Source organism: Enterobacter sp. JS8-1 (assembly GCF_049187015.1).
Taxonomy (GTDB): Bacteria; Pseudomonadota; Gammaproteobacteria; order Enterobacterales; family Enterobacteriaceae; genus Enterobacter; species Enterobacter mori.
This window is the reverse complement of record NZ_CP185805.1, coordinates 1,038,104-1,053,034: the sequence shown is the minus strand read 5'-3', so window position 1 is coordinate 1,053,034 and position 14,931 is coordinate 1,038,104. Positions and strand designations below refer to the sequence as shown.

Here is a 14,931-nt window from a genome sequence, read left to right as displayed (position 1 = left end):
AAACGATCCGTTAAGATTGACACAAATAGTTGCATTTGCGCCATCTTAAAAGGTGGAAACATTAACAGCTCTTAGCTGCCGAACCAGATCGTCGCGGATACCGCAGGCAGCGCCAGCACGCCGTCCTGTATCGTCGCCTTGCCCTCTTTAATTTTCCACGTCGCCACCTTCAGCAGCGGTGAATCATCGAGCACCACTTCGCAGGCCTCGCCCCGGTTGATGGCGATCAGCACGCGTTGCTGGTTATAGACGCGGGCAAACACCACCACGTTATCGTGCGCATAAACCACCTGACAGCCACCGTAGCGCAGAGCCTGATTCTGTTTACGCAGCTTCGCCAGCCGCTGATACAGGCTGAACAGCACCTTGTCCTGTTTCGCCGGCTCCCACTGGAAGGTTTTGCGGCAGAACGGATCGTTGTTGCCGTCCAGCCCCACTTCGTCGCCGTAATAAATACAGGGTACACCCGGCCAGGTAAAGAGCCAGGTCACCGCCAGCGGCAGACGCGCCACATCCTTGCCGAGCAGGGATTTAAAGCGCGCGGTGTCGTGGCTATCGAGCTGGTTAAACATCCGCAGCTGCTGCTGATGAGACAGACCGGCGCGATAGTTCTCCATCCACGCCATGCAGGTTTCAGCATCGATATGGTTCGGATCGTAGGAGATATCGGTGTTAGCGAGAAATCCCCACAGCGGGAAGGTAAAGCCGCGATAGTTCATCGCCGCATCTTCCGCATCGTTCTGCAGCCACTGGCGCGCGTCGCCAAAGTGCTCGCCGAAGACAAACGCTTCAGGCTGGGCCGCTTTTGCCGAGCGCGTGATCCCGGCGACGTGCTGAAGGTTGTTCCGTGCCCCGCCCGCTTCACCGAGCATATGCACCACATCCAGACGCCAGCCGTCCATGTTCCACGGCGCTTTCAGCCAGTGGCGCACGATGCTGTCTTCACCGCCGTAGATTTCATTCACGAGAGTTGGCGACTGGAAATCCAGCTTCGGCAGGCTGGCGTAACCCAGCCAGTCCAGGGCGCGTCCATCTTCGCTAAAGCTGTACCAGTCGCGCTGCGGCGAGTCCGGGTTATGGCATGCCCCGCCCATCGACTGATTATGGCGGTCAAACCAGGCGTGCGAATCTCCGCTGTGGTTGAACACGCCGTCCAGGATCAGGCGCATGCCTTCATTTTGGGTGTTCTTACGCAGGCGCAGCAGCGCCTCGTCACCGCCAAACTGTTCGTCAACGTGGCGATAATCCTGCGTATCGTATTTGTGCACGCTTGGGGCTTTAAACACCGGGTTCAGGTAGAGCGCCGTCACGCCAAGCTTTTTCAGGTACGGCAGTTTTTCGCTGATACCGTCGAGATCGCCGCCGTAAAAGGTCGAGCCGCCAGCCTGCGCCGTCACCGGGTCATCCCACGCTTTCATAATGACATCGTGACCCGCCGCGTGGTGGTAATAAACCTTATCCTGCTGTGTGGTGCGCTTTTCGCTGCGCGCAAAGCGGTCCGGGAAAATCTGGTAAAAGACCTGATCGTTAACCCACTGCGGGCCGTTATCCGGATAATCGACCGCAAACTGCTCCAGCCGTGCGGGCGGGAAACGGCTAAACCCCTGCGGGGTAAACCACAGCTGACGGTTGTTCCACAGCAGCTTGAAGCTGTAACGGCGACGCGGCTGCCCAGTATTCAGGTCGATATTCGCCCGCCACGCCGTGATCCCCGGCTGCGGCTGGCTGCGCAGCTTGTGCATTTTCAGCCCGGTCTCTTCGTTATCTATTTCAGCGCGGAGCGTCACGCGTTCAGGCTGGTTTTCCCCCGCCAGCCAGAGCGTAATCACAAGGTTGTCTTTGTTTTGCTTAACAAATGGGGCAACCGGTAGGTGCCAGGCGTTTAACATCACGAATCCCCTTTGATGAAATTGACGTCACCTTGCCACAGGGTGGTTAAGGATAGCTCATCACGATCGGGATTATTGGGGGAGGAGAAAGGAGGAGGAGCTTTTTTTCCGGGGCAAAAGGGAGTGTAGGCCGGGTAAGCGCAGCGCCACCCGGCATTTTTACCTTACTGTGCTTCCGCCAGCTGACGGTCACGGCGGCATTTAAACATCCAGCCCACCAGCAGCAGCACGATCCACGCACAGCCCACGTAGAGGGAAATACGGGTATCCGGGTGGTAGCCAATCAGGGCAATAATGAACACCAGGAAGATCAGCCCGACGACGGTGGTTGCGACGCCGCCCGGTACTTTAAACTTCAGCGCTTTCGCCTCATCCGGTGACAGACGGCGGCGGAACGCAATCTGCGACAGCAGGATCATGATCCACACCCACACCGTCGCGAAGGTCGCCAGCGATGCAATCACCAGGAAGACGTTTTCCGGCATGATGTAGTTCAGGTAAACCGAGAACAGCAGCGCCACGGTCATGACCACAACGGTCACCCACGGCGTGCCGCAGCGTGAGGTTTTGGCGAACACCTTCGGCGCGCTGCCCTGCTCCGCCATGCCGTGAAGCATACGGCCCACACCAAAGACGTCACTGTTGATTGCCGACAGCGACGCGGTCAGCACTACAAAGTTGAGAATGCTGGCGGCAAAGGCGATGCCCATGTGCTGGAAGGTCAGTACAAATGGGCTGCCGTTGGTGCCTACCTGGTTCCACGGGTAGATGGACATGATCACGAACAGCGTACCCACATAGAACACCAGAATACGCATCGGCACCGAGTTGATGGCGCGCGGAATGGATTTCTCCGGGTCTTTCGCTTCACCAGCGGTAATACCGATAATCTCGATACCGCCGTAGGCAAACATGACCATCTGGAGCGACATCACCATGCCGAGCCAGCCGTTACTGAAGAAGCCGCCGTTGCTCCACAGGTTATGGATACCGGTCGGCTGGCCGCCGTTACCAATACCCCAGATGATGATGCCGAAACCGGCAAGGATCATGATGATAATGGTCGCGACTTTAAAGAAGGAGAACCAGAACTCCAGCTCACCAAACACCTTCACGCTCATCAGGTTGACGGCGCAGATGATCAGCACCACGCTCAGCACCCATATCCAGTGCGGCACCGCCGGGAACCAGACGCCCATATAAATGCCAAACGCGGTCACGTCGGCAATCGCCACTATCAGGATTTCAAAGCAGTAGGTCCAGCCGGTGATAAACCCGGCCAGCGGGCCTAAGTTTTCCTGCGCGTAGCGCGAGAAGGAGCTGGCAGAGGGGTTGTGAACTGACATCTCACCCAGCGCGCGCATGATGATATAGGCCGCCACGCCGCCGATGATGTACGCCAGCAGAACGCTGGGACCGGCCATTTTAATGGCATCTGCCGAGCCATAAAAAAGACCGGTGCCGATAGCCGAGCCCAGCGCCATAAAGCGGATGTGGCGCGTGCTCAATCCACGTTTAAGTTTGTTAGTGCTTTCCATTTAAATCTTGCCATTCAACACGAAAAAAACAAAAAACCACGGGGCCTTAAGCCCCGTGGTTAAACAGTTTGTTGCCGTTGATTAATGGGCGTTCGATGCGACCTGACGCCCTGCAGCACGGTCCCAGATAATCGCCAGAACCAGTGCAACAACGGTAGGCATCAGCCAGGCCAGGCCTTGCTCAGACAGCGGCAGACGCTGTGTCCACGCTGGCAGAATGTCTGCGAAAGCTGATGCTTTAATCCCGTCAAGGATACCAAAAATCAGGCTGATAAACATGGCTGGCGCGATAATTCGCGACGAGTTGTTCCACCACGGGCGAGTAAAGCTCAGCACCACCAGCACGATACACGGCGGATAAATCGCCGTCAGTACCGGAATAGAGACCTGAATCAGGTGGCTCAGACCGAGGTTGGACACCGCCATAGAGAAGATGCCGAGGATAAACACCAGGGTGCGGTAAGAGAGCGGCAGATACTGTGCAAAGAACTCTGCGCAGGCACAGGTCAGGCCAACCGCCGTCACCAGACACGCCAGGAAAATCAGCGCCGCCAGCAGCATGCTGCCCGCACCACCGAAGGTGTGCTGAACGTAAGCGTGCAGGATAGCTGCACCGTTGGCGTTCTGATCGACCAGCATGGCGCTGTCGGAACCCAGGCGGAACAGTGCCAGATACAGCAGCGTCAGACCCACACCCGCCATCAGGCCAGCCCAGATGGTATAGCGAGTCAGCAGGCGCGCTTCAGTCACGCCACGGGAACGCGCGGCATTGACGATAACGATACCAAACACCATCGCGCCCAGCGTATCCATCGTCAGATAGCCGTTCACAAAGCCGTTGGAGAACGCAGCATTTTTATAGGCGTCCATCGCGTCGCTAATCGGGCCTGCAGGCCAGACGATAGCGGCTACCGCCAGCACGATCAGGGCCACAATTTTCAGCGGCGCCAGGAAGTTACCCACGGTATCCAGCAATTTGCCCGGATAGAGGGAAACCAGAATCACAATCGCGAAGTAGATCAGGCTGTAGATAAACAGCGGCATCGCGCCGTCACCCGTCAGCGGAGCAATCCCCACCTCAAAGGAAACGGTCGCCGTACGCGGGGTCGCAAACAGCGGACCAACGGCCAGATAGCAGACGGTCGCCAGCAGAACGCCAGCCACTTTGCCAATCGGGGTGCTGAGGCTGTCCACGCCGCCACCGACTTTCGCCAGCGCGACAACGGTGAGGACCGGTAGACCCACGGCAGTAATCAGGAAACCAAACGCAGCTGTCCAGACGTGTTCACCCGCCTGTAAGCCAACCATTGGAGGGAAAATGATGTTACCTGCGCCAACGAACAGCGCAAATGTCATAAAGCCCAGCGCGATGATGTCACGCGATTTTAAGTGATGGGTCATAAAACCTTACTGCCTGTGGATGTGGTGTTGAAAACGTTGAGATTTTCGCTATCCCTGACGGGACGATACAGCGGAAAATTTGCTCAATTTCAGCGGGAAATGCTCCCGTCCTGGCGTGGAGAAGAATAGTTTTTCGATTTACCACGCAAATACAGTCGGTCTGACAGTATCTGGGGGGCAATTTAAACGCTTATAACGTTTAAAGGCAAGGAGGGATCGCAAAACCAGAACAATATACCAGCATGAAAAAACAGACCAGCACAATGCACTAATTATAAGAAAAACCCATGGCTAATCATGCGAACAAAAAAGCATCAACCGTATAATATTCACACGCGTTTCGCTTGACTGCAAAGCAAACGGGCCAGCAAATGCTGGCCCGTGGAAAGGTAAAATGACACGCCTGCCGTCAGGCGATCTTTTTGGCAATTAATCGTTCCGGAATAACAAAGCTGAAGCGGGTTCCTTTACCCAGCTTACTCTGAATATCAAGACGGCTTTCATGATGATTCACCGCGTGTTTCACAATCGCCAGCCCCAGGCCGCTTCCCCCGGTCTGCCGCGAGCGCGCCTTATCCACACGGTAGAATCGCTCGGTCAGACGCGGTATGTGCTCAGGGGCAATCCCCGGCCCGTTATCCTCAACGCTAAACTCAGCGCCCGCGCTAACACGCTGCCAGCGCACCACGATATGGGTCCCTTCCGGCGTATGATTCACCGCGTTATACACCAGGTTGGAGATGGCGCTGCGCAGTTCATCTTCACTGCCGAGCACCTTCAGGGTGCTGTCGACCTCAAAGCTAATGTGATGTTTTTTATGGCTTAACGTTTGCGCTTCCCGCTCCACCACCCGCAGCATCATCGGCACATCGATGGTGTCATTCAGTGCCAGTGAAGGCGCGGCTTCAATCTTCGAGAGCGTCAGCAGCTGCTTGACCAGGCCTTCCATACGGTGCGTTTGCTCGCGCATGGTGTGCAGCGCTTTTTCACGCGGCGCACCTTCGAGCGTTTGCTCCTGCATCATCTCCAGGTAGCCCTGAAGCACGGTCAACGGGGTGCGTAATTCGTGGCTCACGTTCGCGAAGAAGTTGCGTCTCGCCCCTTCCAGCTGGTGCATCTGGGTGACATCCCGCGCCACCATCAGCCACTGCCGATCGCTGTATGGCATCACGCGGATTTCCAGATGACGCCCGTTGTTGAGCCTCAGATTGTGCGGCCCCGTAAAATCACGCTTTTTCAGATACAGCGTGAACTCCGGATAACGCAGCAGGTTAAGGATATTTTGCCCATTATCGTCCGGCCAGCGCAGGCCCAGCAGCTGTTGCGCCAGGCCGTTACACCAGAAAATTGTGCCTTCTTCAGTGGTCAGAATGACGGCATCCGGCAGCGACTCTGCGCCGCTGCGAAAGCGTTTGATTAAGCTTCCCAGCTCGCGACGACGTTTTTTATTACGCATCTGCATCTGGTGCAGGCCATACAGCAGCGGTTCCCAGCTACCGCTTCCCGGCGGAGGGGTCATGCTTCTGTCCACCCACAGCCACCAGGAGAGGCGCAGTAAGTTCCAGAAATGCCAGACGAGTAACCCGGTCACTGCCGCCAGCAAAAACCACGGCAGATGCCCAACGATGGCCCCCAGAATGAAGGCCGGAATACAGCATAAGATCAGTTCAAAGACGAGCCTTTTCCATGACAGACGTTCCAGCACGCGTCACACTCCTGTCACTGTTCAGAAACGGGTCGAAAAACGATAACCCGTACCGCGGACCGTCTGCACCATGCGATCGTGACCGCTCAGCTCCAGCGCTTTACGCAGGCGGCGAATATGCACATCAACCGTCCGGTCTTCCACATACACGTTAGTTCCCCAGACGTTATTCAGCAACTGCTCGCGGCTGTAGACACGTTCCGGGTGGGTCATAAAGAAGTGCAGGAGTTTGAATTCGGTAGGCCCCATGTCGAGGGGATTTTCGCCCGTCATCACGCGGTGTGAGGTGGGATCAAGGCTCAGGCCCTGCATCTCAATCACCTCTTCTACCGCCATCGGCGAAATGCGGCGCATAACGGCTTTGATACGAGCAACCAGTTCTTTGGGAGAGAACGGCTTGGTGATGTAATCGTCCGCGCCGGTTTCCAGACCGCGCACGCGATCCTCTTCTTCACCGCGCGCAGTCAGCATGACCACCGGAATATCGCGGGTCATCGCTTCACGTTTAAGATGTTTGATAAACTGCAGTCCAGAGCCGCCAGGCAACATCCAGTCAAGCAGAATCAGATCGGGCCAGGGTTCATTCAGCTGGTTCACCGCGCTGTCATAATCTTCCGCTTCAACCGGCTGGAAGCCATTTTGTTCGAGCACGAAGCACACCATTTCACGAATTGGAGCTTCATCTTCTACGACCAGAATACGTCTCGCCATACTTTGCCCTGTCTTATCTTATTTAAGTTACAAGTTTGTAATGCGGCGTCATTATGCGTCAGATTTATGACAGATTTATGAAAAACATTACCACCATAAATGGCAAACTGTTGTTTTATTACAGCGGTTATTTTCCATCCCCTGAGAGTTTATAATCGCCATCAACTCTTTTCGCCACGGATCAGCTATGCGCATACTTCACACTTCAGACTGGCATCTGGGTCAAAACTTTTACAGCAAAAGCCGGGCGGCGGAACACGAAGCCTTCCTGAACTGGCTGCTGGAGACGGCGCAATCGCATGACGTCGATGCGATTATTGTCGCGGGTGACATCTTCGATACCGGTTCCCCACCGAGCTATGCGCGTGAGCTCTATAACCGTTTCGTGGTGAATCTGCAGCAGACCGGCTGTCATCTGGTGATTGTCGCCGGAAACCACGATTCTGTGGCCACGCTGAATGAATCCCGCGATATTCTGGCGTTTCTCAATACCACCGTGGTGGCCAGCGCCGGACATGCCCCGCAGATCCTGAAAAAACGTGACGGCACGCCGGGTGCGGTGCTGTGCCCCATTCCGTTTTTGCGCCCGCGCGATATCGTACAAAGCCAGGCGGGACTTTCCGGCGGCGAAAAGCAACAGCATTTATTACAGGCTATCACTGATTATTATCACCAGCAGCATACCGATGCCTGCGCCCTGCGCGGCGAAGCGGCAATCCCGGTGATTGCGACCGGGCATCTCACCACCGTTGGTGCCAGTAAAAGTGACGCCGTACGTGACATCTATATCGGCACGCTGGATGCCTTCCCGGCGCAGAATTTCCCGCCTGCCGACTACATCGCGCTCGGACACATTCACCGCGCGCAGATCATCGGCGGCTGCGAGCATATCCGCTATTGCGGCTCGCCCATTTCGCTCAGCTTCGATGAAACAGGCAAAGCCAAATCCGTGCATCTGGTCAGTTTTACCGACGGAAAACTGAGCGCTGTCGAGACGCTGGACGTACCCGTCACCCAGCCGCTGGCAGTGCTAAAAGGCGATCTGGCGGCCATCACTGAACAGCTTGAGCAGTGGCGTGGTGTCGAGCAGGTTCCGCCCGTCTGGCTGGATATCGAAATCACCACCGATGACTACCTACATGATATGCAAAGAAAAATTCAGGTGCTGACGGAGGATTTGCCCGTCGAGGTCTTACTGGTTCGCCGCAGCCGGGAGCAGCGCGAGAAAATTCTGTCAGGTGCGCAGCGTGAAACGCTCAGTGAACTGCGCGTCGAAGAGGTGTTTGAGCGCCGGTTGTCTCAGGAAGAGATTGACGACGCGAAGCGAGTAAGGCTCAACGAGCTGTTCACGCATACCCTGCATGCGCTTAGCGATGAGGGAGAAAACGCATGAAAATTCTCAGCCTGCGCCTGAAAAACCTGAACTCGCTCAAGGGCGAGTGGAAAATCGACTTTACCGCTGAGCCGTTTGCCAGCAACGGGCTATTTGCCATTACCGGTGCCACCGGTGCCGGGAAAACCACCCTGCTCGACGCCATCTGTCTGGCGCTTTACCACGAAACGCCACGACTGCAAAAGGTCTCTCAGGCGCAAAACGACCTGATGACGCGCGACACCGCCGAGTGCCTGGCTGAAGTGGAGTTCGAGGTAAAGGGCATCGCCTATCGCGCGTTCTGGAGCCAGAACCGTGCGCGCAATCAGCCTGACGGGAACCTGCAGGCCCCGCGCGTGGAGCTGGCACGCTGCGAGGACGGAAAAATCCTCGCCGACAAAGTGACGGATAAACTGGAACAAACGGCAGCACTTACCGGGCTGGACTACGGCCGTTTTACCCGCTCGATGCTGCTCTCTCAGGGACAGTTTGCCGCCTTCCTGAATGCCAAACCGAGCGATCGCGCGGAGCTACTCGAGGAACTTACCGGCACCGAGATCTACGGCCAGATTTCCGCCATGGTGTTTGAAAAACACAAAGCCGCGCGCAATGCGCTTGAGATGTGCGAAGCGCAAGCGGCGGGCGTTGTCCTGTTGAGTGAAGAACAGCAGCAGCAGTTGCAACAAGGTTTGCAGGCACTTACTGACGAAGAGAAAACCCTGCTAGCGCAGCAGCAGAGCCACCAGAAAGAATTTCAGTGGCTTACGCGCAGCGAGGAGCTTATCCGCGAACAGCAGCGCACTACGACCTTACAGCAGCAGACGCAACAGGCGCTGACGGATGCAGCCCCCGATCTGGCAAAGCTCCAGCTCGCGCAACCCGCGTCCCAGCTCCGCCCGCTGTGGGAACATCAGCAAGAACAGGCATCACGGCTGGCGCAAACGAAGCAGCGTATTGTTGAAGTAAATACTCGCTTACTGGAAAAAACTGCCTTGCGCTCGCGGATCCGCAACGGCGCTTTACATACTCATACACAGCTACAGACAGAACTGGCGGCACTGGCACAGTGGCTGACAGACCATGATCGGTACCGCCTGTGGGGCCAGGAGATTGCAGGCTGGCGGGCTCACTTCTCTCAGCTAAATCGCGATAAAAATCAGCTCACTACGCTTGCTGCGCGCATCACGGAATTACGCCATAAGCTGACGGGTCTGCCAGAAAGTTCCCTCACGCTAACGGCTGACGAGGTCGCAATGGCGATGGAGCAACGGGCGCAAACCCGGTCTGCGCGCCAGCGCCTGACCGCTCTCCATGCCCGCTATCAACCGCTGCAAAAACGTCAGCGCCAGCACGCCGAAAGCGTGCAAAAAGCACAGACCGGGCTGGTCGCGCTTAATGAAACGCTGGCACAGCGCCGCCAGCAGTATAAAGAAAAAAACCAGCACTATCTGGACGTTGAAACACTCTGCAGGCAGGAAGAGAAAATCAAAAGCCTTGAGGCGGAGCGTGCTCAACTCCAGGCCGGTCTACCTTGCCCGCTGTGCGGCTCCACGACCCATCCGGCCGTGACGGCATACCAGGCGCTGGAACTCAGTGAAAATCAACGCCGCCGCGATCAGTTAGCTAAAGAGGTCGCCGCACTTAAAGACGAAGGTTTGTTAGTTCTCGGCCAGGTTAACGCCCTGTCACAGCAGATCCAACGCGAGACAGACGAAGCGCAGGCGCTCTCTCAGGAAGAGCAAGCGCTCACTAAAGAGTGGCTGGAAGTGTGTGCTTCTCTGAATATTACGCTGAATATTCAGGAGGATATTGCCCCGTGGATGAGCGAGCAGGAGCACTACGAGCAGCAGCTTTATCAGCTCAGCCAGCGTTTGACCCTACAAACCCAGCTTAGCGAGCAGGAAGAACAGGAACGTCAGTACCAGCAACAGCTGGCGGCGACGCGTCAGGCAGTGGAAACGTCCCTGCATACGCTGTCGCTGGGTATTCCGGATGCAGGCACTGAATCCGTCTGGCTCGCCTCACGTGAAAGCGAATACGCGCAGTGGCAGGAGAAACAGACCCAGCATGGCGCGACGCTGGAACGTATTAACGCCCTGACGCCGCTGCTCGATACCCTTCCGGCAACGGAGGCCACTGAAGCAGAAACGGCGATCCCCGCGAACTGGCGCGAAACTCACGACGAATGCGTGTCGCTGCAAAGTCAGCTTACCGCGCAGCAACAGCAGGAGGCGCTGGAGAACGAACGTTTGCAGCAGTCACAGGCGCAATTCGCCACGGCACTGGCGGCAAGTTGTTTTGAGGATCAAGACGCGTTCCTTTCTGCGCTGCTGGATGCCGACACCGTTCGTCGCCTGGAGCAGCTAAAGCAGACGCTGGAAAACCAGGTACAGCAGGCGACAGCGCTCTCCGCGCAAGCGACCCGGCAGCGAGAGGACCATCAGGCGCTGCGCCCGGAAGGGCTGGACGCCGATGTTCAAACATTACAAACGCAATTGCAGCAACTGGCACATCAACTTCGTGAGAACACCACGCATCAGGGTGAGATCCGCCAGCAGCTCAAGCAGGACAGCGATAACCGTCTGCACCAGCAGGCGCTTATGCAGCAAATAGAAGAGGCCGCGCGCCTGGCGGACGACTGGGGCTATCTGAATTCCCTGATTGGCTCCAGCACCGGCGACCGATTCCGTAAATTCGCTCAGGGGCTGACGCTGGATAATCTGGTCTGGCTCGCTAATCAGCAGCTTAATCGCCTGCACGGACGCTATCTGCTTCAGCGGAAAGTCAGCGATGCGCTGGAGCTGGAAGTGGTCGATACCTGGCAGGCGGACGCGGTGCGCGATACCCGTACGCTTTCGGGCGGCGAAAGCTTCCTGGTGAGCCTGGCGCTGGCCCTGGCGCTGTCGGATTTAGTGAGTCACAAGACGCGGATCGATTCCCTGTTCCTCGACGAAGGATTCGGCACGCTGGACAGCGAAACGCTGGATACCGCGCTGGATGCGCTCGACGCGCTGAACGCCACCGGCAAAACCATCGGCGTGATCAGCCACGTTGAAGCGATGAAAGAGCGCATTCCGGTGCAGATCAAGGTGAAGAAGATAAACGGGCTGGGGTATAGCAGGCTGGATAAGGTGTTTGCGGTGGAATAAATGGGGGGCGGTGCGGTCTGGTGCCCTCACCCTGGCCCTCTCCCACGGGGAGAGGGAAAAAACGTTTATTCTGGCCACAGCCACGCCGCGCCGCGCACGCCGCTGGAATCCCCGTGCACCGCTTTGCGGATCGGGGTTTCACACTCGCCGCCGAAGACCCATTGCCTGACCAGGTTCGGCACCGTGGCATACAGCCGGTCAACGTTGCTCATCCCACCGCCAAGCACGATCACATCCGGGTCGAGAATGTTAACCACGTGCGCCAGCGATTTCGCCAGCCGCATTTCATACCGGCTAAGCGCCAGTTCTGCGATCGGATCCTGTTCTTCAACCAGACGCATAATCTCATTCCCTTTCAGCGGCTGCCCGCTCAGGCGATGGTAGTCCGTAGCAAACCCCGTACCGGAAATAAAGGTCTCGATACAGCCCTGCTTTCCGCAGTAGCACGGCACTTCCGCGCGATAGTTAAGTTCGTCTTCGTCCATCCACGGCAATGGATTATGCCCCCACTCGCCCGCCGTGCCGTTGCCACCAATGTGGGCGCGACCGCCGAAGGCCACACCCGCGCCGCAGCCGGTACCGATAATGACCGCAAAAACGGTCTGGGCGCCTGCAGCTGCACCGTCGATAGCTTCCGATACCGCCAGACAGTTGGCATCGTTAGCCAGACGCACATCGCGTTTAAGACGCGCACTCAAATCTTTATCAAACGGCTGGCCGTTGAGCCACGTAGAGTTGGCGTTTTTCACCACGCCGGTGTACGGCGAGATCGACCCGGGGATCCCCATTCCAACGCTGCCCGTCTGCCCTGTTGCCTGCTCGGCCATCTCGACCAGCCGGGCAATCGTCTCGATAGTCTGGTGATAATCATCACGCGGCGTAGGCAAGCGGTGGCGAAACAGCTGTTCCCCCTGCTCGCTCAACGCAATCACTTCAGTTTTGGTGCCGCCTAAATCGATCCCAATACGCACAAGAGACTCCTCATTATTTTGATTATCAACAGAGTAGAAGCCGCCTACCCGATTAGCAATGCAAGCGATGCGACAATTCGTTATCATGCCCGCTGATTTAACGACAAGGCCGTGGAAATTATCATGCTGTGGTTCAAAAATTTGATGGTTTACCGTCTCAGCCGCGACGTTTCGCTGCGTGCAGAAGAGATGGAAAAACAGTTAGCCGCTTACACCTTTTCCCCTTGCGGTAGCCAGGATATGGCAAAAACCGGTTGGGTTCCGCCAATGGGTTCACAAAGCGATGCCCTGACCCACGCCAGCAGCACCGGTCAAATCATCGTTTGTGCGCGTAAAGAGGAAAAAATCCTCCCTACGCCGGTCGTCAAGCAGGCGCTCGAAGCGAAAATTTTCAAGCTGGAAGCCGAACAGGGCCGCAAGCTGAAAAAGACCGAAAAAGATTCGCTGAAAGACGAAGTGCTGCACTCCCTGCTGCCTCGCGCGTTCAGCCGCTTCAGCCAGACCATGATGTGGATCGACACCGTAAACGGGCTGATCATGGTGGACTGCGCCAGCGCCAAGAAAGCAGAAGACACGCTGGCCCTGCTGCGCAAAAGCATCGGCTCTTTACCGGTCGTTCCGCTGGCGCTGGAAACGCCGATTGAGCTGACCCTGACCGAGTGGGTACGCAGCGGGACTGCCGCGCAAGGTTTCCAGATCCTGGATGAAGCAGAGCTGAAAGCCCTGCTGGAAGATGGGGGTGTGATCCGCGCGAAAAAGCAGGATCTGGTGAGCGACGAGATCGCCGTACACATTGAAGCGGGTAAAGTCGTGACCAAGCTGGCACTCGACTGGCAGCAGCGCATTCAGTTCATGATGTGCGATGACGGCTCGGTGAAGCGTTTGAAATTCTGCGACGAGCTGCGCGATCAGAACGAAGATATCGACCGGGAAGATTATGCCCAGCGTTTTGACGCGGACTTCATCCTGATGACCGGCGAGCTGGCCGCGTTGATTCAGAATCTTGTGGAAGGTCTCGGCGGCGAAGCGCAGAGATAACAGACAAAACGTAGGCCGGGTAAGCGTTAGCGCCACCCGGCTTATTTTTTATTTCAGATAGCGGCACAGATAAGAGGTAGGCTCAGCAACCTGCAGATGGAATTCACTGTGGGCAGGGACGTTGAATACTTGCCCGGCAGCGTAAACTTTCCATTCCGTTTCACCCGGCAGTAAGACGTTCAGCGCGCCGCTAACAACCGTCATCTCTTCTGCTTCCGCAGTGCCAAAGGTATATTCCCCTTCCGCCATAACGCCGACACTGGCGCGGCCAGTGCTGCTGCTGGTAAAACCGATGGATTTCACTTTACCGGAAAAGTATTCGTTACTTTGAAGCATGAACTGGCCCTTATATTTATAGATAAAAATCCACTATAGGGGCCATGCTCATGGCCTGTCACGCAAAATCATTACACCAGTAATTCAGACGCCAGACGCGCCATCAGAACATTGGACAACAGCACCGGTATATCGAGTGCTTTTTGCAGTAAATCGCGATGGTGCTGATGGAAGCCGAGGCAGTCCAGAATCAACACATCCGCACCTCTCTCCATCAGCTCCCGTCCTGCGGCAATGAGCGCCGCTTCACTGTCCCAGAACGGATTAGCCAGCGCATAAAGCGGGACTTTTTCCAGCACCTGCCATTTTGCCTCCTGGTTATCCATCAGTTCCTCGATGGGAACAATGACTCCCACCTGATGACCGTCGACAATCGAGGCCACCAGCGGCGGAATAATTCTCATCGGTTCCAGCAAAATCGCATTACGCGCAACCAGTCCTGTTATCGGTGCGGTGCTCATTAATAAAATGACGTCATAACCCTGATTATCGAGCACTTCAATAACACCCTGAAGCGCGCGCTCGATTTTCTGGCGTGACACATGCGCCAGTTTACCGTCACTTAATAACGTCGCGAGGGGATCTTCCCCTTCATCCACCGCGTAGTCTTCCATGACCTCTTCACGACTCATCTTACCCAACAGGCTAAGATGAGCGATCTGTTGCTCAGAGACATGCTCGGTTAAGAGCGGTAATACTTCGCTTACAGGGACCACACCAATAGTGAGGATCGCCAATGTCGCCTTCATTTTGATCGCCTTCCATTACTACCACAACCGTTACACAGGTACAGGCTCACTACGCTGCACCGTTCGTTTTTT

11 protein-coding genes are annotated in these 14,931 nt (G+C 56.3%); 3 read left to right on the top strand and 8 right to left on the bottom strand.

Going from position 1 to position 14,931, the window contains the following annotated elements; all coding sequences use genetic code 11:
- Positions 1–71 precede the first annotated feature (71 nt).
- From malZ to phoB, 5 genes are all read right to left on the bottom strand, one after another.
- Positions 72–1,889, bottom strand: coding sequence for a maltodextrin glucosidase (gene malZ, locus ACOQH0_RS04880; RefSeq protein ID WP_421511659.1), 1,818 nt, complete (start codon positions 1,887–1,889; stop codon positions 72–74).
- A gap of 164 nt (positions 1,890–2,053) precedes the next feature.
- Complete coding sequence (proY, locus tag ACOQH0_RS04875) at positions 2,054–3,427, bottom strand: proline-specific permease ProY (RefSeq protein WP_421511658.1); 1,374 nt, start codon at positions 3,425–3,427, stop codon at positions 2,054–2,056.
- 81 nt (positions 3,428–3,508) lie between these two features.
- Complete coding sequence (brnQ, locus tag ACOQH0_RS04870) at positions 3,509–4,828, bottom strand: branched-chain amino acid transporter carrier protein BrnQ (protein WP_010428030.1); 1,320 nt, start codon at positions 4,826–4,828, stop codon at positions 3,509–3,511.
- Positions 4,829–5,237: 409 nt separating this feature from the next.
- On the bottom strand, positions 5,238–6,533 hold the full coding sequence (gene phoR, locus ACOQH0_RS04865; RefSeq protein WP_421511657.1) for a phosphate regulon sensor histidine kinase PhoR: 1,296 nt from the start codon (positions 6,531–6,533) through the stop codon (positions 5,238–5,240).
- A 21-nt stretch (positions 6,534–6,554) separates the two neighbouring features.
- Complete coding sequence (phoB, locus tag ACOQH0_RS04860) at positions 6,555–7,244, bottom strand: phosphate response regulator transcription factor PhoB (protein ID WP_010428026.1); 690 nt, start codon at positions 7,242–7,244, stop codon at positions 6,555–6,557.
- 187 nt (positions 7,245–7,431) lie between these two features.
- On the opposite strand from phoB, the gene sbcD reads away from it, so the two are divergent.
- Both sbcD and sbcC read left to right on the top strand, forming a co-directional pair.
- Positions 7,432–8,637, top strand: coding sequence for an exonuclease subunit SbcD (sbcD, locus tag ACOQH0_RS04855; protein ID WP_421511656.1), 1,206 nt, complete (start codon positions 7,432–7,434; stop codon positions 8,635–8,637).
- Positions 8,634–11,765, top strand: a complete 3,132-nt coding sequence (gene sbcC, locus ACOQH0_RS04850; RefSeq protein ID WP_421511655.1) for an exonuclease subunit SbcC — start codon at positions 8,634–8,636, stop codon at positions 11,763–11,765. The genes sbcD and sbcC overlap by 4 nt, the downstream gene beginning before the upstream one ends.
- 65 nt (positions 11,766–11,830) lie before the next feature.
- Here the strand turns inward: sbcC and mak are convergent, their stop codons facing one another.
- Positions 11,831–12,736 (bottom strand): fructokinase, encoded by a 906-nt coding sequence (gene mak / locus ACOQH0_RS04845; protein ID WP_421511653.1) that lies wholly within the window; start codon positions 12,734–12,736, stop codon positions 11,831–11,833.
- A gap of 123 nt (positions 12,737–12,859) precedes the next feature.
- On the opposite strand from mak, the gene rdgC reads away from it, so the two are divergent.
- Positions 12,860–13,774 (top strand): recombination-associated protein RdgC, encoded by a 915-nt coding sequence (rdgC, locus tag ACOQH0_RS04840; protein WP_010428018.1) that lies wholly within the window; start codon positions 12,860–12,862, stop codon positions 13,772–13,774.
- A 48-nt stretch (positions 13,775–13,822) separates the two neighbouring features.
- Here the strand turns inward: rdgC and ppnP are convergent, their stop codons facing one another.
- Positions 13,823–14,110: a pyrimidine/purine nucleoside phosphorylase gene (ppnP, locus tag ACOQH0_RS04835; RefSeq protein ID WP_042716688.1), complete on the bottom strand. Its 288-nt coding sequence runs from the start codon at positions 14,108–14,110 to the stop codon at positions 13,823–13,825.
- A 71-nt stretch (positions 14,111–14,181) separates the two neighbouring features.
- Positions 14,182–14,859 (bottom strand): AroM family protein, encoded by a 678-nt coding sequence (locus tag ACOQH0_RS04830; RefSeq protein ID WP_172701348.1) that lies wholly within the window; start codon positions 14,857–14,859, stop codon positions 14,182–14,184.
- Positions 14,860–14,931: the final 72 nt, after the last annotated feature.